The organism is Marinomonas rhizomae (assembly GCF_003315485.1).
GTDB classification, from domain to species: domain Bacteria; phylum Pseudomonadota; class Gammaproteobacteria; order Pseudomonadales; family Marinomonadaceae; genus Marinomonas; species Marinomonas rhizomae.
In genome coordinates this window covers 9388-31291 of sequence record NZ_QNSE01000018.1, presented here as the reverse complement: position 1 = coordinate 31291, position 21904 = coordinate 9388, and the positions used below count along the sequence as shown (strand labels likewise).

Sequence of the window (21904 nt, the reverse complement as noted above, 5' to 3'; positions counted from 1 at the left end):
GGCTAAAGTTATGCGAATTCTGGTAGTGGAAGATACTCAGGTTTTAGGACAGGCGATCTGTGAGAGATTAACAAGTTTAGGGCATGGCGTTGATTTAATCGGAGATGGTAAGCGTGCGGACGAGTTATTGAAGTATCAGCCTGTCGATTTAATACTTCTTGATCTTAATTTGCCCGGCTTGTCTGGACTGCAATTATTGCAAAAACTGCGTCAACGTGATGATGACACGCCAGTATTAATTTTAACGGCTCGGGATCAGATAGAAGATCGTATACGCTTACTTGATGCCGGAGCGGATGATTATTTAACGAAACCATTTGATTTTGGCGAATTGGAAGCTCGTTGTAGGGCTTTGTTGCGCCGTAAGCAAGGTTATGCCGCCAATGTTACAGAACACGGCAACATCGTTGTTAACCGAGACAGTCGTCAGGTTTTTATTGACGGTGAGCTAACCGCCATTACTAACCGTGAGTTTCGTTTGCTGGAAATATTTCTAGGTCATTTAGGCCGTGTATTAAGCAAAGACGAATTGACCGACCATCTATTTAATTTCAATGAAACGCCGGGCCCTAATGCCATTGAGCTCTATGTTGGGCGCTTAAGAAAGAAGATGGGGCAGGGCGATTTGGTTATTAGTACCCTAAGAGGAATTGGTTATGTGGCAGAAATCGCCAAACCATCAAACCCTTAGTGAAGATGAAGAAAAGAAGGCCTTAGAAAACGCACCTTCGTTGCGCTTTCGATTTATTCTTGCAGGTATTTTAGTCATCGGGATTATCGCTGGCTTGGCGATTAATTTGATTTTTGATTATAGTCAGAAGCTTGCTGATTTGTCCTATGACCGTTTATTGCGTAGTGCTTTACTGCAAATGGACGAAAACGTCGGCTTGATGCGTAATGAAGTTAGTATCGACATTCCATGGTCTGCATTTGCCACTTTAGCGCAAGCAGAGGAAGACCGTGTTTTTTATAAAGTTGAGAGCTTGGAGCAGGGGTTTATTACGGGCTACCAAGATTTAGATAGCCAGCCGCCTCAGGAACCAGTTTTAGACAAAATACAATTCTATGACCAAGAATATTCGGGTGAAATGGTTCGGTTCGCTTGGGTTCAACGTCATATTACCGACCCTGAAACGGCTCAAACTGTACGTATTATTTTAGGCCAGACTCGATTGTCACGAGAGAAAATGGCGTCTGCGGTCACTCAAAAAGCCGTTGAGGTAGTGGTGTTTATTGCCTTGGTTGCAATCACTTTAATCATCATTGGTAGTCATCTTGTTTTACGGCCTTTGCATCGAATTGAGCGCGCCTTAGAGGAGCGCGCTATTGGTGACCTAACACCAATTGATATTAATACGCCAAAGGAAACTCATCATCTAAAAGTAGCGATAAACCATTTTATGGAACGACTACAGAGTAACCTTGAGCAGTTGGAAAATTATACCGCGGATGCAGCTCATCAATTGCGTACGCCATTGGCAAGTTTGAAAGCATTAGCTGAGAATGCTCGGGATAATACTTCGCCAGAAAGGCAGTACCAGGCGTTAGAAAACATAGTTCAGCAGTGTGATACCTTAAGCCAAACGGTCACTTTATTGTTGAATCAGGCGGTCGTGTCACATCGTTTGCAAACTCATAGATTGGAGCCAATAGATTTATTGGCTCCAATTGCGGCCTCGTGCCGGGAGCAGGCCGTGGCCGCACTTCATCAAGGGGTTCGACTTTCTCTAGATTGTGAATTGAAAGAAACCATGGTTTTGGGTGATGCCTTCTCTATTCAGCAAATGATGCAGAATCTTATTGAAAACGCGGTGCGTTATAGTCGAGCCGATGTCGCTCATGCTACAGAAGTGGTTGTGCAAGTAAGTGAGTTTGAACGTTTTTATCGAGTCAAAGTGATTGATTATGGTGATGGTATTCCGAATCTAGAAAAAGAGCGAGTGTTCGAGCGTTTCTATCGAGGACGCTACGATATTGCTGGTAGTGGCGTCGGTTTGTCTATGGTGAAAGACATTGTGGTTCATCATGCAGCAAGAATTCAAATTTTAGATACTGAGCCCAAAGGTACAACCTTTCAAGTGGATTTTGCCAAGCTTAGGTTTGATGAGGATACAGTATGAGGCAGCTTTTTCTCGCGCTAGTGTTGGTTGTCAGCTTGAATGTGACAAAGCTTTGGGCTGTTGAGCCAGTTTGGTTCGGTAGTAAACAAGCGCAACGTACTTTAATTATTAATTCGGCAATGGACTTAGCGTCGTTCGAACCTATTTTGAAAAAATTTGTAGAACTGCATCCCGACGTCCGTTTGGCCTATCGTGATGTGAATACGCTTGAGTTGTATCACTTCACGATCAAGGAGCACAAAAAGCCAGAGGCTAGTTTAGTTATCAGCAGCGCCATGGACTTACATCTTAAATTGGTAAACGATGGTTACGCCCAAACCTATCAATCAGCCTTCACCGACCGCTTGCCTAGCAACTTCAAATGGCGTAATCAGCTGTTTGCGTTTTCGCTTGAACCGATTGTGATGTTGGTGAATAAAAACAAATTCCCTGGTGATTTACCTGAAGACCGTCAGTCATTGTTGCAAACCATTCGACAAAATGAAAAAGCCATGACTAGGCGTATTGGCACCTATGATATTCGTAAAAGTGGCGTCGGTTATTTATTGGCAAGCCAAGATGCGCGCCAGGCGGATGTAACTTGGGGGCGCTTATTGGAAGCATTTGGTAGTCATGACGTGCAAACCTATTGTTGTACTCATGACATTATTGATGACGTTGCTTCTGGAAAATTGGTGTTGGGTTATAACCTTTTGGGTTCTTATGCGTCGCAGAGAGCACAAGAGGACGACAGACTGAAAATGATCCTACCAAAAGATTATACACTTATGCTGATGCGTGCGGCCTTGATTCCTAAAGGAGCGCCAAACATAGAAGACGCTGGTATATTTTTGGATTTTTTGTTGTCAGATCAGGCGCAAAAAATGATGCAAACGCAAGGTTTATTGTTTCCTATCCAACCTGATATAAATAACCCAAATGATCCGTACGTAGTAAACGCCCCCGGACCGACTGGTGTTATAGAGTTGGATCAGCAGTTATTGGTTGGAAGGGATTATGCGAAACAAAAGCGTTTTATTCGTAACTGGGAGATGGCTCTGGAAATTAGTGCGGAAGATTAGCTCTATAGTAGCCTGGCGTCATATGATATTGCTTGCTGAATGAACGAACTAACGCACTGGCATTGCTCATGCCGATTTCTTGGGCGATCTCATCTAAGCTTTTGTTGGTTGAGGATAGCCAGACTTTTGCTTCTCTGAGACGACGTTGCAATAAATATTGCTTCGGCGTCATGCCAAGGTGACGTTTGAACAACACACTAAGTTGGCTCGGACTTAAATGGGCTTCTTCGGCCAGTTCTGATAAGTGCCATGATTTTTCGTAGTAATAGTCTAGTCGTTGTTTGGCTATCGCTAAACGAGTATCTGCTTTGATTATTTTTTCTTGTGGAATGGGTAATAAATGCGCTAGCAGATTTAGTGCTTGATGGGTTTTTAACGTATTCACTTTATCGTCGGTTAAGCTAGATAAAAATGGTAAGTAGGCCTGAGCCTGTGGCGATAGTTCGACAAAACTGGCGTCACTTTCAATCTTGCTATCCCAAATGGGTAGAGCGTTTAACACTAGGCAGTGGTTATCTTCTAATGCTAAGTGTGTATGAGCTAAGCCTGCAGAAATGAAACAAGCTTGACCAAATGTTACGGCTTGTTGAGTATTATCAACGTCTAAAATAAGGCGGCCAGAAAGTGGTAACACAATTTGAGTGTGTTGATGAAGATGTGCACTGGCTGTGTCTTTATAAGACATCACTTCAATTGAGTTGCGCATACCTACTTCCTTATATACTTTATTCGCTATTTAATGATTTTTGCCAATTTTACAGAAAGTAACATGATTTGAATGCCACTTTACTGTCATTATGGCAAAAACTTAATTGAATCAAACAAAAAGGATAAAAGATGCGCTATCTATTCGCTCTGGTTAGTATTTTTATGCTGCAAAATGCTTTTGCAGCTATGACCTTAACGCTTATTGATCAGGACAATGAACCTGTTGCTGATGCTGTTATTCTCGTGTCTAAAGCTGCAATGCGTACTCCAGACACCGTGGCTGTTATGGATCAGATTGATGAGTCTTTTGTTCCGCGAGTCTTAGTTGTTCAAAAGGGGCAATCTGTTAGTTTCCCTAATAGCGATGATATTCGCCATCATGTTTATAGTTTCTCTGAGCCAAAAGCGTTTGAAATTAAGCTGTACAAAGGCTCAGATATTCCACCAGTCGTATTTGATAAAGCTGGCCTAGTGATACTCGGTTGTAACATCCATGATGACATGATTGGTTATATTATGGTTGCTGATAATGCGTATGCAGTAAAAACAGGTAAAGACGGTAAAGTGAGTTTGCCAGTAAAAATGGGTGATAGTGTGTCACTTTGGAGTGAAAGGTTGGTTGAAGGGGTAAGTACAATGAAACAGATTGACGTTACCAGTGATACTGCTCAAACCGTTCAGTTAGAGCTTCTGCCAGCCATTGAGGCGACGGATCACGGCAGTATGTATAACGGATTTGGTGAACATAAATGGTAAACTTGATCCAAATTTAATGTGTGGCAGGATGTTAATGAACAAAAATATGATCAAAATATTGCTGCTCAATAGTCTTGCCATGTGGACTTTGTCAGGCATGGCGGCCGATGGCAAAATTCTGGCCACAGCAGGGCTTACACAAGTTGAAGGAAGCGGCGGTGGAGGACTGGTTCCCTGGGCCATTTTGGCTGGCTATGATAGTCGTGATGAAACGGCTGCTTCATTTTTTATGACAGATGTGAACGTCAGTGATTATCGCTTGAGTTCTATCGGTATAGCGACCAGCTTTTATGACAGAGTTGAACTAAGTTACGCTCAACAAACATTTGTTTTACCTGCATCCCTAATTACAGGGCTAAGCCTAAGCTCTGAACAAATCAAACAAGATATCCTTGGCGTTAAAGTACGTTTATATGGCGATGCGGTTTACTCAGCTTATCCTCAAGTGAGTGTAGGAATGCAATATAAGCAGTTAGACAATGATACGGTTGCTTCATATCTTGGCGCGCAAGACGACTACGGTACAGATTTTTATGTTGCTGCAACCAAGGTGCATTTAGGTGCTGTTGCTGGTTACAACCTCGTATGGAATATCACCGCTCGCGCGACTAAAGCCAATGAAATGGGCTTGTTGGGCTTTAGTGGTCCTGACAACAACGATTACCAAGTGATGATGGAAGGCAGTGTTGGCTTATTGTTATCGCCTAATTGGGTGGTGGGCATAGAATATCGCCAAAAGCCAAGCAATCTATCGAGTGTAGAAGAAACTGATTGGAAAGATATCTTCGTAAGCTACATGCCGAACAAAAACGTTAATTTCACCGTAGCCTATGCAGACTTAGGTACGATTGCGACTAAAAAAGATCAAGAAGGCATTTATTTATCCATGACGGGGTATTTATGGTAAAGCTAGTGAAAGCCTCATTCATTGCATTTAGCTTGTTTCTGGTTGCTTGCGCAGCGCCAAACAAAGTACCACAAAGTTTGTATGATGAAATTGGTGGTATGCCAACGGTTGAAGCCATTACCGATAACCTCATTAATGAAATTAGCTTCAACGAAACCATTTATCGCTATTTTAAAAAAACCAATATTAGGCGATTTCGTGAAAAATTCATCGAGCATCTTTGTGTAAATACGGGCGGTCCTTGTATCTATACTGGCGACACCATGTTGAGAGTGCATCAGGGTCAAAACATCAGTGAAACTGACTTTAATTTAATCGTCGATTTGTTGGTAAATGCCATGAAAAAAGCCGGTTTAACTTATACGCAACAGAACCAAGTGCTTAAAGTGCTTGCGCCGATGCGTGTCGAAATACTGTATAAGTAAAGCCTATTGCTGTGATCGATCACGCGCAGTGAGTTGTATTTCTCCGAAGTTTCTTGGCGTTAAACTATAAACCAACCAAGAATCTGGAGTTTCTCATGATCCCCAAGACAGCTAAAATGCGTGTCGCAAGACCAACAGACAAGCTAGTATGCTGCGAACAGATGTTGTCTTCAGGCCTTGAGCATGTGACAGCCTACAACGACTATTGGGATGATGTCGGCAAACATTTGAGGACATAGACGGCTATTGAGTAGTGTTGCAAAACCGAGAGTGGACAGCTTGATCAAGTTGCCAAAAAATAAAAGTCTTTCCCGCTAAAAGAGTAGTGATTCACTCCTTACTTTTTTGTCAGCGGTTTAGGTTTTTATCTTTGTGAGATCAGTTTTACGTTGAACTTTTGCTTTTTGATAGAAGTTTTCGTGTGATCCAAATTGCAACAAGTAGATATCAAGTCGTTGTTCAATCTATGAATAACCTATTAGAACTTGCTGTTTTCCAGTTTAAATTTGTGAACTCTCAGATGGGCAAGATCACCTTTCTTTTGTTCTCCAATTTCGGGACGAGCGACGATTTTATCTATTTCATCTTCAACTAACTTGAGCTGTACTTCAGAGGGTTTACTTAATGCCTTATTAAACCGCTTTGGCTCGTAAACATTAAGTTCGTTTTGTTCTTCTGACATAAGGTTTTATCAATCCTTGGTTTACTTCTTCTGTTGCTAGTAGAGACTCTTTGGTTACTTTTGCGGATCCGGGCAAAAGTTACACGCCCAGCAGGGCGGAGTAAAGGTCATGAATATAAAGTGATTGAGAGGAAACAAAGAACACCCCCATCCTCCGCCTTCCTCTTGAAGACAAAAGAGGAAGGCCTAAACAAAAAAGGCGACTCATCAGTCGCCTTTCGTATGTCTAGTGTGAGTGTGCTTACTTATCAAGCGTGAATATCTCCACGTTTCACCTGCATGCGGCGTAGGAATTCAGACATTATGTGCATATAGAGTTCGTCTCCGAGGTATTTGTCTTCAACGCCACGGTCGATGCTTGGGTTGTCGTTTACTTCAATTACGTAGCCACGGCCGTTAATTTCTTTTACGTCTACGCCGTATAAACCGTCGCCAATCGGTTTGGTAGCGGCGATGGCAGCTTGTAGCACGCGTCGTGGCACTTCGAAGGTTGGTAAAGTATCAAATCCGCCGCTTTGGCTTTTGCTACCTGTATGTTGGTAAATTTGCCAGTGGTTTTTTACCATGTAGTAACGACAAGCAAAGATCGGTTTATTATTCAGTACGCCGATACGCCAGTCGAACTCAGTGTATAGATATTCTTGAACCAATAGCAAAGAGGACTTTTTAAACAAGGTGTTCAAACTTTCGGTCAGCGCTTCGCGGTTTTCTGCTTTGATCACGCCTTTAGAAAACGCACCATCCGGTATTTTTACCACCATTGGGTAGCTGATTACGGCTTCCAATGCCTCTTCTACGCTGTCTTCACCCTTGTGTACGATGCGTGTTTTTGGACACGGTACTTTGTGAGTATTAAACAAGTCTGCCAAGTAGACTTTGTTGGTGCAGCGCATGATAGATTGTGGATCATCCATAACGACTAAACCTAAGCCTTCTGCTTTTTTGGCGAAGCGGTAGGTATGGTGGTCTATATTGGTGGTTTCACGAATGAACAAACCGTCATATTCTGGCAGACGCATGATGTCTTTTGGGCCTATCGTATCCACATGTATACCAAGTTGTTTACCAGCTTGGATAAACTTTTTAATCGCTTGGTCATCACTTGGCGGCATGGCTTCTTCTGGGTTGACCAGAATCGCCATGTCGAACTTCGCCGCGCGTTGAATACGACCTTTGCTCCATACCTTGTTGCTGAAAGCTTCTAATGATTCGGCGAATAGGGTTTCTTCCGCGTCGTTTAACTTACTTTGTGATGTAGAGAAAAGGGCGGTGACTTGCCATTCCTTGCGGAATTTCAAAGTTACTTCCAATACAGGACTTGGAAAGCTTTCGAATAGTTTGCGTGCAAATTCCTTCATCTCTGGATGAATGGTTTTTCCGAACACGCAGTGGAATTTCATTTCCACCGGCGCTTCTGGCTTAGCGAGTTTTTTCGCAAGCAAAGGCAGCCACTGAGAGATTTCTAGCTCATAAAGGTCTTTTTTACTTAGGTCGTTAAGCACACGTACGGAAGGCATAACGTGATGACCACGGCTTTCAGCCAACAGCGAACAGTAATATCCGTCAGACAGATATTTGCTGCTTTTACAAAGGTTGATGATTCGTGTTCGTCCTTGGTTTTTTGTCGCGGCCAAGTTTAGGTATTGAGTAAAAGTGATCACTCGATCACTCGGTAAAAACGCGGACCAATCTTTGGCCTGATCAACAACAATGTATGTCTGTGACATTGGGTGTGCTTTTCCTTTTACTTAAAAAAACCACTATGAATGTGTAAACGTTGCTTTAAAAAGGGGGGTAAAAAGAGCCCTCAATTTGTGCGGATAATGCGCTCGTTTTACTAATTTAACAATAGTCTTAAATGGAAAAATACAATGTTTTTTTGATGAAAAAATAGACTGTTTTTTGCTATCTTTTAGACAGGTTTCGCTCTAGAATGCGCGAAAATTTCCATCGTTAAATCGTGTTTTTTTTCACTCTATGTTGTAGTGATTAAAAAAGTGATGATTCGACGATCCTAGCGACCTTTTGCCCTTTAGAGGCGATGTAATGATCACAAGCTCGGTCACCCATTTTTCCCCAGATGTTGATATATGTTTAGCCACTTTAGACGATTTAAAAGCCTTGCTCGTGTTGGAGAGCAAAGCCTTTACTGGCGACCGTTTGAGCCGTCGTAGCTTTCGTAATGCGATTACCAGTTCTGGCTCGGCATTATTTGTGGTGAAACAGGTTGTGGCAATGAAGGAAGGCGGCGAGCTGTTGGGTTATGCCTTGTTGCACCTTCGTCAAGGTACTCATTTGGCGCGTTTGTATTCGCTTGCGGTTTCGCCTGAGGCGCGTGGTCTTGGTATTGGCAAATTACTGATCCAAGCCTGTGAGGAAAAAGCCCTTAAAAAAGGCAAGATGTTGCTGCGTTTGGAGGTCAGTGATGTGAATCATAATGCTATCGCCTTGTATCAAAAAATGGGCTACAAGGAATTTGGTCATTATGATGCTTATTACGAAGACCAAACTGATGCCATTCGTATGCAGAAACGTTTGCGTCATACCGGTGACGAGCAAACCACGCGAGCCATTCCCTGGTTAGCGCAAGGTACGCCGTTTACCTGTGGTCCAGCATCCTTGCAAATGGTGTTGTCTTCAATGTGTCCAGGCTATCAAGCGACGCCTAATGACGAGTTGGAAATTTGGCGTGAAGCGACGACGATTTTCATGACCTCTGGTCATGGCGGTTGTCATCCGATGGGATTGGCTTTGGCGGCGAAGAAACGTGGCTTGTCAGCGGATGTTTGGTTGAGCGAAGAAGGCCCCTTGTTTGTCGACAGTGTGCGAAATGAACTGAAAAAAAATGTCATTACTCGCGTCCATCAAGGTTTTGCTAAACAATGCGAAGAAGTCGATGTTCCCTTACATTATACAGCCATGCCGTTAGAGCAATTAATAGAAGCTTTCGATTCTGGTGCCTTGGCGATTATTTTGATCAGCACCTTTCGCATGGATGGTAAAAAATCTCCTCATTGGGTGGTGATGTCGGGCTACGATGAACATTGTATTTTGGTGCATGATCCGGATTTGGATGATGATAAAAAATTTCCTGACGATCCGCCAAGCCCGTTGGATTGCCAATTTGTGCCGATAGCCCGTGATGAGTTTGAAAAAATGTCGCGCTTTGGGCGGAGCCGACTTCAAGCTACGGTCGTGCTTAACACGCAGTAAATAGCTTTCCTCTCTGTTAATTCTTCAAGTAACTCACAGCACTTCCTTCATTTAGTTTTGTGGGAGGTGCCGTTTTACTTTTTTACGCTGCACAAAAATCCAAGCGCTCGCTTTTAAACGCTGTCATGATAGTACTCATTGATCTGAATAATTTGATTTAAGGAGTAGTTCGATGAAGGTTGCGTTTACCAGTGACAATATTGCCGGTGCATCAGAGTCTGTTTTTAAAGCCATGATGGAAGCCGCACAAGGTGATGCGATGCCGTATGGAAATGATGATGGCACGGCGCAAGTCACGCGTATGTTGTCGGAACTTTTCGAGTGCGATGTAGATGTCTTTTTGGTGTCTACTGGGACGGCTGCGAATTCGTTAGGAGTGAGTGCCTTTACGCCACCTTGGGGCAGTGTGCTGTGTCACACAGAAAGCCACTTATTAAATGATGAATGTACCGCGCCGGAGTTTTATACCAGTGGCGCGCGTTTTGTCGGTATTGGTGGCGTGGATGCCAAGATGGATCCTGTTCAGTTGCAAAAATTGGTCAATCAAAAAATCGGTGATGTGCATTCTTGTCAGCCGTCGATTATTAGCCTTTCTCAGGTTACGGAAGTAGGGAGTGTGTACTCGTTAGAAGAAATTCACGCTATTACCGATGTGGCTAAAACGGCAGGCTTGCCAGTTCATATGGATGGTGCACGTTTTGCCAATGCGTTGCTCGCTTTGGGTTGTTCGCCAGCCGAAATGACATGGAAAGCGGGCGTGGATATTGTGTCTTTTGGTGCGACGAAAAATGGCGTGATGGCATCTGAAGCCATTGTGGTGTTCAAACAAGCTTTGGAAGACAAAGGGATTTCTAGCGAAAAGGTAGCGAAAGAGCTCGGTTATCGTCGCAAACGTGGCGGTCATTTGCATTCCAAAATGCGTTTGTTGTCTTCTCAGATGATTGCTTATTTAACAGATGATTTGTGGCGCACGAATGCGACTCATGCCAATGCCATGATGGCACTGTTGCAAGACGGTTTGAAAACCGTCCCGGGCGTAAAAATTAATACGCCAGCTCAGGCCAATATGTTGTTTTGTACCTTGCCAGAAGGCATGGAAGATTACTTATTAGCAGAAGGTTACGCGTTTTATGGTGGTCGATGGGAAGAAGGTGTTGTTCGTCTAGTAACTTCTTTTAGAACACCAAAAGAAGGCGTGGAAGCGTTTATCGCATCTGCGAAAGCGTTTGCAGCGCAATAGTTCTGTTACGAGGAACTTTAATTAACAGCGATAGTTTGATGGTGCAACGCCAAAAGCTTGTTTAAAGACTCGATTGAAATGGCTTTGGTCATAAAAACCGACATCGGCCGCGATGTCGGTAATCATCGCATTTGATTTGGCTAATTGCGTGCAAGCCCGTTCTAATCTTAGGCGCATTAGCCAAGCGTGTGGCGCGAGTCCAGTTTGCTTTTGGAAGCGTCGAATGAATTGAAAGCGCGTTAGTCCACATAACTCCGCTAAGTTATTTAAGGAGATTTTGCTAGATAGATTGGCTTCGCAATACTCTCTAACGTGTTTTAGTTGCTGATTTGTCAGAGAAAATGTTTCTTGGGTTGGTGGTTTTTTCTCTGCCGCAAACAGTAAATTTGATAGTGCATTGGTCCATAAACTGTCTTTGTGAAGCTGGCTGGCGTATTGGTTTGAGTCGAATACTTGAAACAGCTGTAAAAACGAACGGTTGTGTGTGGGTTGATCGATTATCGATGGAGCCAGTTGAAGGTTAGTGTCTCGAGCTTGGCTGTCGAGCAGCGCGGCTTGCATTAATTCTATGGGAACTCGAAAGGTTTTTAAGTGGCGGGTTGTATTGTTTCGCCCTGAACCATCGTGAACGTCGCCTGGTGGCATTAGGCAAATTTGCTTAGGAACTAAGTCCAGAGTTTTATGTTGAACTTTCTGGTGTTGGGAACCTTGGGTAACAAGCCCTATATGGTAATCCAAATGGTAGTGTGGCTGAAAATGAAACGCCGTGAGCCTTGCTTCACTAATAACCACGCCGGGGAGTTCTTTAATATGTTGGTAGTGAAAAGAGTCGTTGCTCGACATCGTGTAAAGATCTCATTGCTGCTTTAATTAATCTGGTTTTATTGGTGACTTTTGCACCTTAACAGTGCTTACTATGGTAGCGATAAAATAGTCGTTCTGCTTGTATTTTTGTGCGTGGTGATTCATAACATCTTGGTGAAAATATAAGTCGGATGTGTTTTGAAAATTAAGGATTCATTGTTATGGAAGAGTTACTTAGCTATATATTGAGTGTACAAACGCTGGTTCTCGTACTGGTCATCTTTTTATTAAAGGGCTCGATTAAATTTGTGCCGCAGAATCAGGCATACGTTATTGAGCGATTTGGTAAATACCAATCGACGAAAGAGGCGGGTTTAAACTTCATTCTGCCTTTTATTGATCGTATTTCTGCGGATCGTTCTTTAAAAGAACAAGCGGTGGATGTACCAGAGCAAAGTGCGATTACGAAAGATAATATTTCTTTGCATGTGGATGGCGTGTTGTATTTCCGCGTATTAGACCCTTACAAAGCGACGTATGGTGTGGATGATTACGTTTTTGCTGTGACTCAGTTAGCTCAAACAACCATGCGTTCTGAGTTGGGTAAAATGGAATTGGATAAAACGTTCGAAGAGCGTGATGTGCTGAATACCAATATTGTCGCGTCAATTAACGATGCGGCAGGTCCTTGGGGTATTCAGGTACTGCGTTACGAGATAAAAGACATTGTGCCGCCACAATCTGTGATGGAAGCTATGGAAGCCCAAATGAAAGCGGAACGTGTGAAGCGTGCGCAAATTCTGGAATCTGAAGGTGATCGTCAAGCCGCGATTAACCGTGCTGAAGGCGAAAAAGCGTCCGTGGTGTTGGCGGCAGAAGCCGATAAAGAAGAGCAAGTGTTGCGTGCAGAAGGTGAGGCGAAAGCTATCGTCGCAGTGGCATCAGCGCAAGCGGAAGCACTGCGTCAGGTTGGTGAAGCCGCGGCGACTGAAGAAGGCCAAAAAGCCATTCAGCTTGACCTTGCATCGAAAGCGATAGAAGCGAAACGCGCGATTGCCAAAGAGTCTTCTGTTGTCTTGTTGCCTGATGGTGCGACAGAGCCGTCTGCTGTGGTTGCCCAAGCTATGACCATTATTCAACAAATGACAAAAGGGAGTTAGGTATGGATATCATTGCCAATAATCTGGCTCAGAGCTTGTTTATTGTTGGTTTGATTCTATTAGTCGTCGAAGTGACTGTGCTGGGTTTTGCTACTTTTGTACTGTTCTTCGTTGGCTTGGCTGCTATGGCTACAGGCGCTTTGGTTTATGCTGGAATACTGCCGAATAGTTTGCTGAGTGCTTTGTTGAGTACTGGTGTAATGACCATATTGGCTGCGTTAGTATTGTGGAAGCCATTGAAGCGTATGCAGTCAAAGGTGAGTACCAAAAAAGCCAAAAGCGAATTTACGGATCATCAGTTCTTTTTGAAAGAATCCGTGTCGCCAACTCAGTCGCCTAAATACTACTATTCTGGTGTGGGATGGTCTTTGGTAAGCGACGAGCTCATTGAAGCAGGCACTAAGGTGGAAGTCACTGAAGCGGAAGTAGGTAAGCTGCATATCAAAGCGATTAGCACTAAGTAAACCTCTTTAGATCCTGACCAAAGAAGCGCCAAGTTTACCGGTTGAAAGCTGAACATGCTTGGCGTTTTTTCTTTATCCGTTCAGAAGGTTAGCTGGTGGCTTTCTTTGGCAGCCAGAACGAAATAGCGCTGGTGAGAACAAGAAATCCGCAAGACACCCAAAGGCAAGCTATTAAGCCAAAGTCTTGGTAAATCCAACCCGATAAAATTGTGCCGATCAGCCGTCCCATGGCATTGGCCATGTAGTAAAAACCTACATCCAACGACACGCCATCTTCGCTGGCATAGTGAACAATTAAATAGCTGTGCAAAGAGGAGTTAATCGCAAATACGACGCCGAAGACGATAAGCCCAGCTAGTAAAATCCATAAGCTCTGATCAAAACTGTGTATTCCAATGGCAATGGCAGCTGGGATCATACTAAGCAACATTGCCCAAAATTTGGCTTGTTGGCCGCTGGGTATTTGCTGTTTTTTCTTGCCCGTTATATGCGGTGCAAGACTTTGAACGATGCCGTAGCCGATGACCCATAAAGCAAGGAAGCTACCAACGCGCCAATGATCCCAGTTAAATTGACTCGACAAATATACGGGAACAGCAATGACAAACCATACGTCCCGAGCGCCGAATAGGAAGAGCCTGGCCGCAGACAAGATGTTGATCTCGGTGCTTTTTGAGAACATTTGTGAAAACTTGGGGCTGTTTTTTGCTTTGCCTAAGTCTTCTTTAAGTAAATATAAACTGGTGAGCCAAACAAGAGTAAGAGCAACGGCCATAGCTAAAACAGCATAATGGAAACCTATTGTGCTGAGTAAAAATCCTCCTAGAAAAAAGCCTACGCCTTTGAGAGCATTTTTCGAGCCAGTCAGTAGGGCAACCCATTTGTACAAGGTGCCGCTAGCATTTTTTGGGACGAGAGTTTTGATGGCGCTTTTTGCACTCATTTTGTTGAGGTCTTTGGCTATACCGGATAAGGCTTGCGCCGCCATAACCCAAGGGATGGTTAAAAAGCTGGTAGGTAATAAGAGCATTGATAGAGCGATCACCTGCATGGCGAGGCCTATATTCATGGTACGATTGAGCCCCCATCTTGCCCCAAGCCAGCCGCCAAATAGGTTGGTTATGACACCAAAAAACTCGTAAAACAAGAAGAGCAAAGCGATGTCTAATGCTCCATAGCCTAGCTGATAGAAATACAGCACGACCAGCATGCGCAATGCTCCATCAGTTAGAGTGAAGCTCCAATAATTGCCAGTAACAATAAGATACTGACGAACGCTTTTAGGAAGTTGTGACAGCATGTGTGTTTCCGCTTTGCTCTGTTGTTTGTTTAGATTGTTTGGTCTAGTGTGCCGACTTTACGCATTAATTCTGCTGTGCGATTGGCGTAGCCCCATTCGTTGTCGTACCACACGTAGAGTTTTACTTGAGTGCCGTTAATGACCATGGTGCTAGGAGCGTCGATAATGCTTGATCTCGGATCTGTTTTGTAATCGATGGACACGAGAGGGCGCTCTTCATAACCGAGAATGTTTTTTAGTGGTCCGCTTTCACTCGCAGCTTTTAACAATTGATTGATTTCTTGTTCGTCCGTGGCGCGGTTCATTTCAAACACACAATCGGTGATCGAGGCATTGGTCAAAGGAATACGTACAGCGTGACCGTTTAACTTGCCTTTTAGCTCTGGAAATATGTGAGTAATGGCGGTGGCTGAACCTGTAGTGGTTGGGATCAAGCTAGTGCCACAAGAGCGAGCGCGACGTAAGTCTTTGTGTGGCGCATCGATAATGGTTTGAGTGTTGGTAATGTCGTGAATGGTGGTCATGGAACCGTGTTTGATGCCAACAGTTTCTTGTAGTACTTTCACCACAGGTGCTAGGCAGTTTGTCGTGCATGAAGCGGCGGTAACGATAGGGTGCAAGCTTGGGTTGTAGTCACCATCGTTAACCCCCATCACCACGTTGAGCACGCCGTCTTCTTTGACTGGAGCGGTAACGACAACACGTTTTACGCCTTGATCCAAATAAGCCTGCAGCAAGGCTTTGGTTTTCATCACGCCAGAGGCTTCAATTACCACGTCGCATTGTGACCAATCGGTATCGGCAATGCTTTTGTTTTGCGTACAGGCAATGGCTTTGCCGTTGATAATAATGCTATTACCAGTGCTGCTTGCTTCATTGTGCCAACGGCCGTGAACAGAGTCGAAATTGACTAGGTGAGCGAGTGTAGCAGCATCGCCTTTTAGGTCGTTAATCTGCACAAACTCCACATCGTCCCAGTCAAAGGCTGCGCGAAATGAAAGTCGTCCCATACGGCCAAAACCGTTTATTCCTACTTTAATAGTCATTATATTGTCTCACATTCATGATGAAGTTAGATGGTCAGCAGCTGGAGCCAGTGCGTTTTGGCCTGCCGCCCATAGTTTCGAGCCTGTCTACATTGCCTTTTAACCACAAAATTTGGTTATCTAATGTGGTTTGCAAGACATTTATCGCCCAATTAGGTAGTTCTGGGTGCAATTGGTAAAACACCCATTGCCCTTGCTTTCTATCAATCAGGACGCCATTCTTACGTAATTGGGCAAGATGGCGAGATATTTTAGATTGAGTTTCGTCCAGTGCTTCTGTGAGTTCACAAACACATAGTTCTTGGTATTGGGTAATTAGTAACAAACTTCGCAAGCGAGTGTCATCGGCGAGCGCTTTATAAAAATGATCTAGTTTCATTGTAAAGTGCACACTCAGTTAATGTTGATGGAAATAGTATATGAAAAAACACATATATGCAAAATCGAATATATTTTTATTTTGTTTTTAACAAAAAATTCATCCAGCACTTTAAAATAAAAAGCAAGTTTAGTGGTTGCAGCAAAAAAAGGGCGAGTTCCGCAGAAATCGCCCTTGACAGTCATAGTTTTTTTTAGCGTAAAATTAGAAGTGGAATGTCGCTTTCAATAATCATCTTACTGGTATTGCTGCCAACGAAGAATTGCCTTACTTTAGAATGAGCATAGGCGCCCATGGTCATAAGCTCGATTTGATTTTCTTCACGGTATTGAGTTAGTACAGGGTAAATCTTACCTGGTATTATGGATGCTGTGACGTCAAAGCCTTCCTCTTCTAAGATGCGATGAGCTTCTTCTAATTTTGCTTTGCGCTCTGGCGTGGCGTCTCCTGCCATCACAAGATGGCAAGGCAGACCAAGCAATAAAGGGCTCTGCGCAATTCGAGCGATGGCATTATCGGCGGCTTCTCTACCATCGTAAGCAATCATAAAGTTGGTTGGCGCTTTAAATTGTCCAACACTGATTAAGATTGGGCGATGTAAGGCACGGGCAACACGCTCAATATGAGAGCCAATAGTGTGCGCACTTTGTGTGTGATCAGTGCCACAACGACCTACAACGATAAGGCGGGTTTCTTCCTCAAGGTCGAGGAGGCTCTCTACCAGATCACCATGACGCTGTAATAACTCTATTTGCTTGGCGCCCGCACTATGGGCAAATTCTTTGGCGTTTTCGAGTACAAGTTTGCTATGTTCTAAGGCTAGTTTTGCGCGTTTCGCATCCAGGGCGATGAGCTCTTCTAGTAAGTGCTCTCGGCTGCCTAAACCGATTGATCCAGAAAGATCTTCGTCGGTTCTCACGGTTTCTTTTTCTAAGGAGTGCATTAAAGTTAATGGCGAACCCATTTGCTTGGCTGCCCACACGGACGCTGTGGTGACACACTCAGATAGAGAAGACCCATCAATACAAGCGATTATATTAGTCATGTTGCACTCCTTGTTAAGATCCTTGTACGACGATTATTTGCCAACACTTTGTTAAGAATAGACTGGAAAATGCTCATTTATAACTCGTTAAATGTGCTTTTTTTTGCCTATTTTTTCTTGCCTTGGCTTGTAACGGCATGACAAAGATCTCTGTTATTATAAAAAGGTGCGCTTAATGCCCACCCATTACTTTTTCAACTTCTTCAGGGTTATTGTGAACCCCAAACTTATCGACAACAGTTGCACTAGCTTCATTCATTCCTACCAGCTCAACTTCCGCACCTTCACGACGAAACTTAATAACAACCTTATCCAAAGCAGATACTGCTGTAATGTCCCAAAAATGAGCATCGGTTAAATCAATCGTAACTTTTTCAACCGCTTCTTTAAAATCAAAAGATGCATTAAATTGATCTGAGGACGCAAAAAATACTTGTCCGATGACTTTATAAGTACGATGGCTTGTTTGTTGTTCTTGCTCGGCTTTCACAACCATAAAGCGACCGATCTTATTGGCAAAGAACAAAGAGGCCAGCAGTACACCGACAAAAACACCGATTGCTAAGTTGTGTGTGGCAACCACAATAGAAACCGTCGCCAACATAACAATATTAGTTGATAGCGGGTGTTTTTTCAGGTTTATGATTGATTCCCAAGAGAAAGTACCAATCGATACCATGATCATAACCGCAACCAAAGCCGCCATTGGAATTTGACTAATTAGGTCGTCTAAAAAAACCACCATGATTAACAGTAAGAAACCTGCGATAAAAGTAGAAAGTCGGCCACGACCACCGGATTTTACGTTGATAACGGATTGCCCAATCATGGCGCAACCTGCCATGCCGCCCAATAGACCAGAAGCGATGTTGGCAACACCCTGTCCTTTACATTCGCGGTTTTTATCGCTGCTTGTATCGGTGAACTCGTCAACTATAGTTGCTGTCATCATGGATTCTAATAAACCAACTACAGCAAGGCCAAGTGAATAGGGCAAAATAATAAACAGGGTTTCCAAGTTTAATGGAACGTCTGGCCATAAGAAAATGGGCAATGTATCAGGTAACTCGCCCATATCGCCAACGGTACGAATGTCTAAACCGTACATCATTGCAAAGGCCGTCAATGCGACGATGCATATTAGTGGGGAGGGTAGAGCTTTACCTATGATAGGAAGCAATGGAAATAGATAAATAATGCCCAAACCAGCGGCTGTCATTGCGTAGACATGCCAAGTGACATTGGTTAATTCGGGGAGTTGTGCCATGAAAATCAAAATGGCTAAGGCATTTACAAAGCCTGTTACAACAGACCTCGAGACAAATCGCATTAGTGCCCCGAGCTTTAAATACCCCGCAATGATTTGGAAAACACCGGTAAGCAAAGTTGCGGCAAGTAAGTATTCCAAACCATGTTCTTTTACCAAGGTCACCATTAATAACGCCATAGCGCCTGTGGCAGCAGAGATCATCCCAGGGCGACCGCCGACAAATGAAATGACAACGGCGATACAGAAAGAGGCATATAAGCCCACTTTAGGGTCAACGCCTGCGATGATGGAAAATGCAATGGCTTCAGGAATCAAAGCAAGTGCAACCACTGTGCCGGCGAGAGAGTCGCCTTTAATATTCGAGAACCAGTCTCGTTTTATCGAATCGATCATTTATTACCTTCTGGGGTTTAAAAAATAAGCAGTCGTTTGCTATCAAAATAAGCTTGGGATTATTGCGCCATGTTATGGCAAATGTATGACATCGCCATAAGGGCTCATTAGTTGAATCAAGAACAGACTCAGAAATAGATCTCGGATTGATATAGCCTATGAAGTTAAGGTTTGTGTCCGAAAGTTCGCAAATTATAAAGATTAGATGCATTTATAGCAATCACCAGCTGCGCTAAGACCGCTACCTTTGTTATCTGCAGGAGAAAAGTGCAAATAAATGGCACGATTGTACCAAGGTACAATAGATACTTGGCTTTTATTCTTCTATCTTGGTAGTAATTCTAAATTTATTACGCCTTATCTAGAGTCCAGGAGATTCACCATGAGCGATAATCAAACACCTTTTGCAACCTTGGGTAATGCCATTGGTTTTGTTTCTAAAATAAACGGTACTGTTACTGTTCAGTCTATTGATGGGCAAGAGCGAGTGGTAAAAATTGGCGACCCAATTTTCTTTGGTGAAATCGTCACTACTGGAAGCAATGCAAGCGTTACCATTGCTTTTGTTGATGGTACCGAAGTTGTGATTGGTGGAGATGCGATTGTCGAAATGACGGATGAAATCTACAACACAGGTGACGCTGAAGACCTTGTTGCAGACTCTTCCACAGATGTCGATGCGCTACAAGACGCCATCTTAGCGGGTGATGACCCTACCTTAATACAAGAAGCACCGGCAGCGGGTGAGGCTAGCGATAGCGTTGTTTATAACGGTGTGTCTATTGATCGTGTTGGTAGCGAAGGTGTAATTGGTGGTGGCAGTGACACTGATTATACATCTGCTCTGCCAGGCTTTGGTTATGACACGAATGAAGATGATAGCCAAGACAGCGAAGTGGTCACATCTCAAAACACAACAAGAAGTTCTTCTTCTGATACGACCACATCCGACATTAGTGTTTCTCAACCAACGATCAATCTATCGGCAAGTAGCGATACCGGTTCTTCCTCTTCTGACCTATTAACGAATGATACAAGTGCGACTTTCACTTTAGACAACATTGATAGTGATGTGGTTTTAGTTGAAATCTATAATGCTGGTGAGCTAATAGGCAGTACTACAACGATTGACGGTTTGAATACTTTTACTGCTGATGTGGGTGATTTAACAGAAGGTGAAAATAGCCTATCTATTAAAGTTACTGATGCTGCGGGCAATACTTCGACCTCTGATCCTATTGTCGTTACTTTGGATACGACTGCTGCTGAAGGTGCTGTGGTAGTGGATGCAATTACGTCTGATGACGTGATCAACGCGACGGAAGCGGCAGGCACAGTTGCGGTGTCCGGTGCGGCGACAGGTGGCGATATCGCAGAAGACGATACCGTGACCTTGGTGGTTAACGGTACGACTTACACAACAGAAGTGGGTGAAAACGGCGAATGGTCTGTAGATGTCGCGGGTTCTGACCTTGCAGCGGACACCTCGTTTGATGTTGTTGTGACGTCTTCTGATGACGCGGGTAATACAGTTACTTCAACTGGAACGTCTACACATTCGGTTGATCAATCTGCGCTACTTATTAACCTAGATATAGATCAAGTAACAAACGATGGTGTTATAAGCGCTGTTGAAGCGGCTGGTACGGTAACAATTACAGGCAAAGTGACGGGAGATGACTTTGAAAGCGGCGAGGTGACACTAGTTGTTAATAATGTGTCTTATACAGCTGTTTTTGGCTCTAATGGTGTTTGGTCAGCGAGCATAGCTGGTTCTGATTTAGACGCTGACGCTAATAAGGAAATCGATGCGAGTGTTGTTGTTACAAATAATATTGGACAAGAAGGGACTGCTCAGAGTGTCGAGTCTTATGAAAGTGATAGTGAAGTTATTGCTACACTTACAGATAACGGTTTCACATTCGAAGGTAGTGATTCGGTTTTCACTCTATCTTTAAATCAAGAGTCGCCTATAGATGTGACTGTAGGCTTAACTCTAAGTTATGGAACAGCCAATATTGATGATATTGGAAGCTTAAGCGCAAGCTACACCGACGCTGGAAATACCGTCGTATTGAATTTTAATAATGATGGCACTCTTACCATTCCGGCTGGTGTTACTGATATTACATTAAATGTATCTACCATCGACGATTCTGTTTACGAAGGCATTGAAAACTTTAGCCTAAGTGTTACTGGTATTTCTGGCGTTACCGCTAACGATACTGAAACAATGGTTGTTATAGACAACGACACGGCACCGACGATCTCTGGCGTGAGCCAAGATGTGAGCGAAGCGGAAGGCGACGACCTTGCGTTCGACGTCACGCTAAGCAATACAGCGGATACGGCACAAACGTTCGCGTTCAGCTTGACGGACGGCACGACCGATAGCAGTGACTACGGCAATGTGACGTTCAGCAATGGTGTCACTTACGATGCGGCGACAGGCCAGATCAGCGTACCAGCGGGCGTTGCGGGCTTCACCGTGACGGTAGCGGGCGCCGAAGATACGGTTCTTGAAAGCGATGAAACGTTCACCTTGAGTGTGGGCGGCGTAGAGAGCACCGGTACCATCGAAAATGACGACACGGCACCGACGATCTCTGGCGTGAGCCAAGATGTGAGCGAAGCGGAAGGCGACGACCTTGCGTTCGACGTCACGCTAAGCAATACAGCGGATACGGCACAAACGTTCGCGTTCAGCTTGACGGACGGCACGACCGATAGCAGTGACTACGGCAATGTGACGTTCAGCAATGGTGTCACTTACGATGCGGCGACAGGCCAGATCAGCGTACCAGCGGGCGTTGCGGGCTTCACCGTGACGGTAGCGGGCGCCGAAGATACGGTTCTTGAAAGCGATGAAACGTTCACCTTGAGTGTGGGCGGCGTAGAGAGCACCGGTACCATCGAAAATGACGACACGGC

At 44.0% G+C, this 21904-nt stretch carries 21 protein-coding genes; 12 read left to right on the top strand and 9 right to left on the bottom strand.

Going from position 1 to position 21904, the window contains the following annotated elements; translation table 11 throughout:
- Nucleotides 1-10 precede the first annotated feature (10 nt).
- From DFP80_RS18850 to DFP80_RS18840, 3 genes are read left to right on the top strand one after another with little or no spacing between them, the layout of a single operon-like run.
- Entirely contained in the window at nucleotides 11-691 is a 681-nt protein-coding gene (locus tag DFP80_RS18850) for a response regulator transcription factor (protein ID WP_113918338.1), read from the top strand.
- The gene (locus DFP80_RS18845; RefSeq protein WP_113918337.1) at nucleotides 657-2120 is read left to right on the top strand and encodes a sensor histidine kinase; all 1464 of its coding nucleotides are present in this window, start codon (nucleotides 657-659) and stop codon (nucleotides 2118-2120) included. The genes DFP80_RS18850 and DFP80_RS18845 overlap by 35 nt, the downstream gene beginning before the upstream one ends.
- On the top strand, nucleotides 2117-3181 hold the full coding sequence (locus DFP80_RS18840) for an ABC transporter substrate-binding protein (RefSeq protein WP_113918336.1): 1065 nt from the start codon (nucleotides 2117-2119) through the stop codon (nucleotides 3179-3181). The genes DFP80_RS18845 and DFP80_RS18840 overlap by 4 nt, the downstream gene beginning before the upstream one ends.
- Here DFP80_RS18840 and DFP80_RS18835 read toward each other — a convergent pair.
- Nucleotides 3165-3887 carry a helix-turn-helix transcriptional regulator gene (locus DFP80_RS18835; protein WP_113918335.1) on the bottom strand — a complete coding sequence of 241 codons (723 nt, stop codon included), beginning with the start codon at nucleotides 3885-3887 and terminating at the stop codon, nucleotides 3165-3167. The genes DFP80_RS18840 and DFP80_RS18835 overlap by 17 nt on opposite strands.
- A 131-nt stretch (nucleotides 3888-4018) precedes the next feature.
- Between DFP80_RS18835 and DFP80_RS18830 the strand changes: the two genes are divergently transcribed.
- From DFP80_RS18830 to DFP80_RS20740, 4 genes are all read left to right on the top strand, one after another.
- Nucleotides 4019-4645 carry a methylamine utilization protein gene (locus tag DFP80_RS18830; protein ID WP_113918334.1) on the top strand — a complete coding sequence of 209 codons (627 nt, stop codon included), beginning with the start codon at nucleotides 4019-4021 and terminating at the stop codon, nucleotides 4643-4645.
- A gap of 34 nt (nucleotides 4646-4679) precedes the next feature.
- Nucleotides 4680-5552: a DUF3034 family protein gene (locus DFP80_RS18825; protein ID WP_113918333.1), complete on the top strand. Its 873-nt coding sequence runs from the start codon at nucleotides 4680-4682 to the stop codon at nucleotides 5550-5552.
- A complete protein-coding gene (locus DFP80_RS18820; protein WP_113918332.1) occupies nucleotides 5546-5977 on the top strand; it encodes a group I truncated hemoglobin in 432 nt (143 codons plus the stop codon). Before DFP80_RS18825 ends, DFP80_RS18820 begins: the two co-directional genes overlap by 7 nt.
- A 95-nt stretch (nucleotides 5978-6072) precedes the next feature.
- Nucleotides 6073-6216 carry a hypothetical protein gene (locus tag DFP80_RS20740; RefSeq protein WP_175020642.1) on the top strand — a complete coding sequence of 48 codons (144 nt, stop codon included), beginning with the start codon at nucleotides 6073-6075 and terminating at the stop codon, nucleotides 6214-6216.
- A gap of 239 nt (nucleotides 6217-6455) precedes the next feature.
- Here DFP80_RS20740 and DFP80_RS18815 read toward each other — a convergent pair whose 3' ends face one another.
- Nucleotides 6456-6659: a type II toxin-antitoxin system RelE/ParE family toxin gene (locus DFP80_RS18815; protein ID WP_241560315.1), complete on the bottom strand. Its 204-nt coding sequence runs from the start codon at nucleotides 6657-6659 to the stop codon at nucleotides 6456-6458.
- Between the two features lie 248 nt (nucleotides 6660-6907).
- A complete protein-coding gene (locus tag DFP80_RS18810; protein ID WP_113918331.1) occupies nucleotides 6908-8386 on the bottom strand; it encodes a RimK family ATP-grasp domain-containing protein in 1479 nt (492 codons plus the stop codon).
- Between the two features lie 319 nt (nucleotides 8387-8705).
- Here DFP80_RS18810 and DFP80_RS18805 point away from each other — a divergent pair, with 319 nt between their 5' ends.
- Together DFP80_RS18805 and DFP80_RS18800 are read left to right on the top strand one after the other, a co-directional pair.
- Nucleotides 8706-9872 carry a GNAT family N-acetyltransferase/peptidase C39 family protein gene (locus DFP80_RS18805; protein WP_113918330.1) on the top strand — a complete coding sequence of 389 codons (1167 nt, stop codon included), beginning with the start codon at nucleotides 8706-8708 and terminating at the stop codon, nucleotides 9870-9872.
- Nucleotides 9873-10044: 172 nt separating this feature from the next.
- Nucleotides 10045-11112, top strand: a complete 1068-nt coding sequence (locus DFP80_RS18800; protein ID WP_113918329.1) for a threonine aldolase family protein — start codon at nucleotides 10045-10047, stop codon at nucleotides 11110-11112.
- Between the two features lie 21 nt (nucleotides 11113-11133).
- On the opposite strand, the gene DFP80_RS18795 is transcribed toward DFP80_RS18800, so the two are convergent.
- Complete coding sequence (locus DFP80_RS18795; RefSeq protein ID WP_113918328.1) at nucleotides 11134-11955, bottom strand: AraC family transcriptional regulator; 822 nt, start codon at nucleotides 11953-11955, stop codon at nucleotides 11134-11136.
- Between the two features lie 182 nt (nucleotides 11956-12137).
- Here DFP80_RS18795 and DFP80_RS18790 point away from each other — a divergent pair, with 182 nt between their 5' ends.
- Nucleotides 12138-13076, top strand: a complete 939-nt coding sequence (locus DFP80_RS18790) for an SPFH domain-containing protein (protein WP_113918327.1) — start codon at nucleotides 12138-12140, stop codon at nucleotides 13074-13076.
- A 2-nt stretch (nucleotides 13077-13078) separates the two neighbouring features.
- Complete coding sequence (locus DFP80_RS18785; protein ID WP_113918326.1) at nucleotides 13079-13540, top strand: NfeD family protein; 462 nt, start codon at nucleotides 13079-13081, stop codon at nucleotides 13538-13540.
- An 88-nt stretch (nucleotides 13541-13628) separates the two neighbouring features.
- Here DFP80_RS18785 and arsJ read toward each other — a convergent pair whose 3' ends face one another.
- The 5 genes from arsJ to DFP80_RS18760 all read right to left on the bottom strand — a co-directional run bounded on the left by arsJ (nucleotide 13629) and on the right by DFP80_RS18760 (nucleotide 18973).
- Nucleotides 13629-14840 carry an organoarsenical effux MFS transporter ArsJ gene (gene arsJ, locus DFP80_RS18780; protein WP_113918325.1) on the bottom strand — a complete coding sequence of 404 codons (1212 nt, stop codon included), beginning with the start codon at nucleotides 14838-14840 and terminating at the stop codon, nucleotides 13629-13631.
- Nucleotides 14841-14869: 29 nt separating this feature from the next.
- Nucleotides 14870-15886 (bottom strand): ArsJ-associated glyceraldehyde-3-phosphate dehydrogenase, encoded by a 1017-nt coding sequence (locus DFP80_RS18775; protein ID WP_113918324.1) that lies wholly within the window; start codon nucleotides 15884-15886, stop codon nucleotides 14870-14872.
- A 34-nt stretch (nucleotides 15887-15920) separates the two neighbouring features.
- Nucleotides 15921-16265 carry a metalloregulator ArsR/SmtB family transcription factor gene (locus DFP80_RS18770; protein ID WP_113918323.1) on the bottom strand — a complete coding sequence of 115 codons (345 nt, stop codon included), beginning with the start codon at nucleotides 16263-16265 and terminating at the stop codon, nucleotides 15921-15923.
- A gap of 193 nt (nucleotides 16266-16458) precedes the next feature.
- Nucleotides 16459-17310 carry a universal stress protein gene (locus DFP80_RS18765; RefSeq protein ID WP_113918322.1) on the bottom strand — a complete coding sequence of 284 codons (852 nt, stop codon included), beginning with the start codon at nucleotides 17308-17310 and terminating at the stop codon, nucleotides 16459-16461.
- Nucleotides 17311-17482: 172 nt separating this feature from the next.
- Complete coding sequence (locus DFP80_RS18760; protein WP_113918321.1) at nucleotides 17483-18973, bottom strand: SulP family inorganic anion transporter; 1491 nt, start codon at nucleotides 18971-18973, stop codon at nucleotides 17483-17485.
- A gap of 382 nt (nucleotides 18974-19355) precedes the next feature.
- On the opposite strand from DFP80_RS18760, the gene DFP80_RS20735 reads away from it, so the two are divergent.
- Nucleotides 19356-21904, top strand: a 2549-nt coding sequence (locus DFP80_RS20735) for a retention module-containing protein (RefSeq protein ID WP_181799893.1), incomplete at its 3' end; no start/stop codon positions are given.

What these genes read in the sequence shown, in the direction of transcription:
- DFP80_RS18850 (WP_113918338.1), top strand. Translation starts at nt 11, where the DNA reads ATGCGAATTCTGGTAGTGGAAGATACTCAGGTTTTAGGACAGGCGATC.
- DFP80_RS18845 (WP_113918337.1), top strand. Translation starts at nt 657, where the DNA reads ATGTGGCAGAAATCGCCAAACCATCAAACCCTTAGTGAAGATGAAGAA.
- DFP80_RS18840 (WP_113918336.1), top strand. Translation starts at nt 2,117, where the DNA reads ATGAGGCAGCTTTTTCTCGCGCTAGTGTTGGTTGTCAGCTTGAATGTG.
- DFP80_RS18835 (WP_113918335.1), bottom strand. Translation starts at nt 3,887, where the DNA reads ATGCGCAACTCAATTGAAGTGATGTCTTATAAAGACACAGCCAGTGCA.
- DFP80_RS18830 (WP_113918334.1), top strand. Translation starts at nt 4,019, where the DNA reads ATGCGCTATCTATTCGCTCTGGTTAGTATTTTTATGCTGCAAAATGCT.
- DFP80_RS18825 (WP_113918333.1), top strand. Translation starts at nt 4,680, where the DNA reads ATGAACAAAAATATGATCAAAATATTGCTGCTCAATAGTCTTGCCATG.
- DFP80_RS18820 (WP_113918332.1), top strand. Translation starts at nt 5,546, where the DNA reads ATGGTAAAGCTAGTGAAAGCCTCATTCATTGCATTTAGCTTGTTTCTG.
- DFP80_RS20740 (WP_175020642.1), top strand. Translation starts at nt 6,073, where the DNA reads ATGATCCCCAAGACAGCTAAAATGCGTGTCGCAAGACCAACAGACAAG.
- DFP80_RS18815 (WP_241560315.1), bottom strand. Translation starts at nt 6,659, where the DNA reads ATGTCAGAAGAACAAAACGAACTTAATGTTTACGAGCCAAAGCGGTTT.
- DFP80_RS18810 (WP_113918331.1), bottom strand. Translation starts at nt 8,386, where the DNA reads ATGTCACAGACATACATTGTTGTTGATCAGGCCAAAGATTGGTCCGCG.
- DFP80_RS18805 (WP_113918330.1), top strand. Translation starts at nt 8,706, where the DNA reads ATGATCACAAGCTCGGTCACCCATTTTTCCCCAGATGTTGATATATGT.
- DFP80_RS18800 (WP_113918329.1), top strand. Translation starts at nt 10,045, where the DNA reads ATGAAGGTTGCGTTTACCAGTGACAATATTGCCGGTGCATCAGAGTCT.
- DFP80_RS18795 (WP_113918328.1), bottom strand. Translation starts at nt 11,955, where the DNA reads ATGTCGAGCAACGACTCTTTTCACTACCAACATATTAAAGAACTCCCC.
- DFP80_RS18790 (WP_113918327.1), top strand. Translation starts at nt 12,138, where the DNA reads ATGGAAGAGTTACTTAGCTATATATTGAGTGTACAAACGCTGGTTCTC.
- DFP80_RS18785 (WP_113918326.1), top strand. Translation starts at nt 13,079, where the DNA reads ATGGATATCATTGCCAATAATCTGGCTCAGAGCTTGTTTATTGTTGGT.
- arsJ (WP_113918325.1), bottom strand. Translation starts at nt 14,840, where the DNA reads ATGCTGTCACAACTTCCTAAAAGCGTTCGTCAGTATCTTATTGTTACT.
- DFP80_RS18775 (WP_113918324.1), bottom strand. Translation starts at nt 15,886, where the DNA reads ATGACTATTAAAGTAGGAATAAACGGTTTTGGCCGTATGGGACGACTT.
- DFP80_RS18770 (WP_113918323.1), bottom strand. Translation starts at nt 16,265, where the DNA reads ATGAAACTAGATCATTTTTATAAAGCGCTCGCCGATGACACTCGCTTG.
- DFP80_RS18765 (WP_113918322.1), bottom strand. Translation starts at nt 17,310, where the DNA reads ATGACTAATATAATCGCTTGTATTGATGGGTCTTCTCTATCTGAGTGT.
- DFP80_RS18760 (WP_113918321.1), bottom strand. Translation starts at nt 18,973, where the DNA reads ATGATCGATTCGATAAAACGAGACTGGTTCTCGAATATTAAAGGCGAC.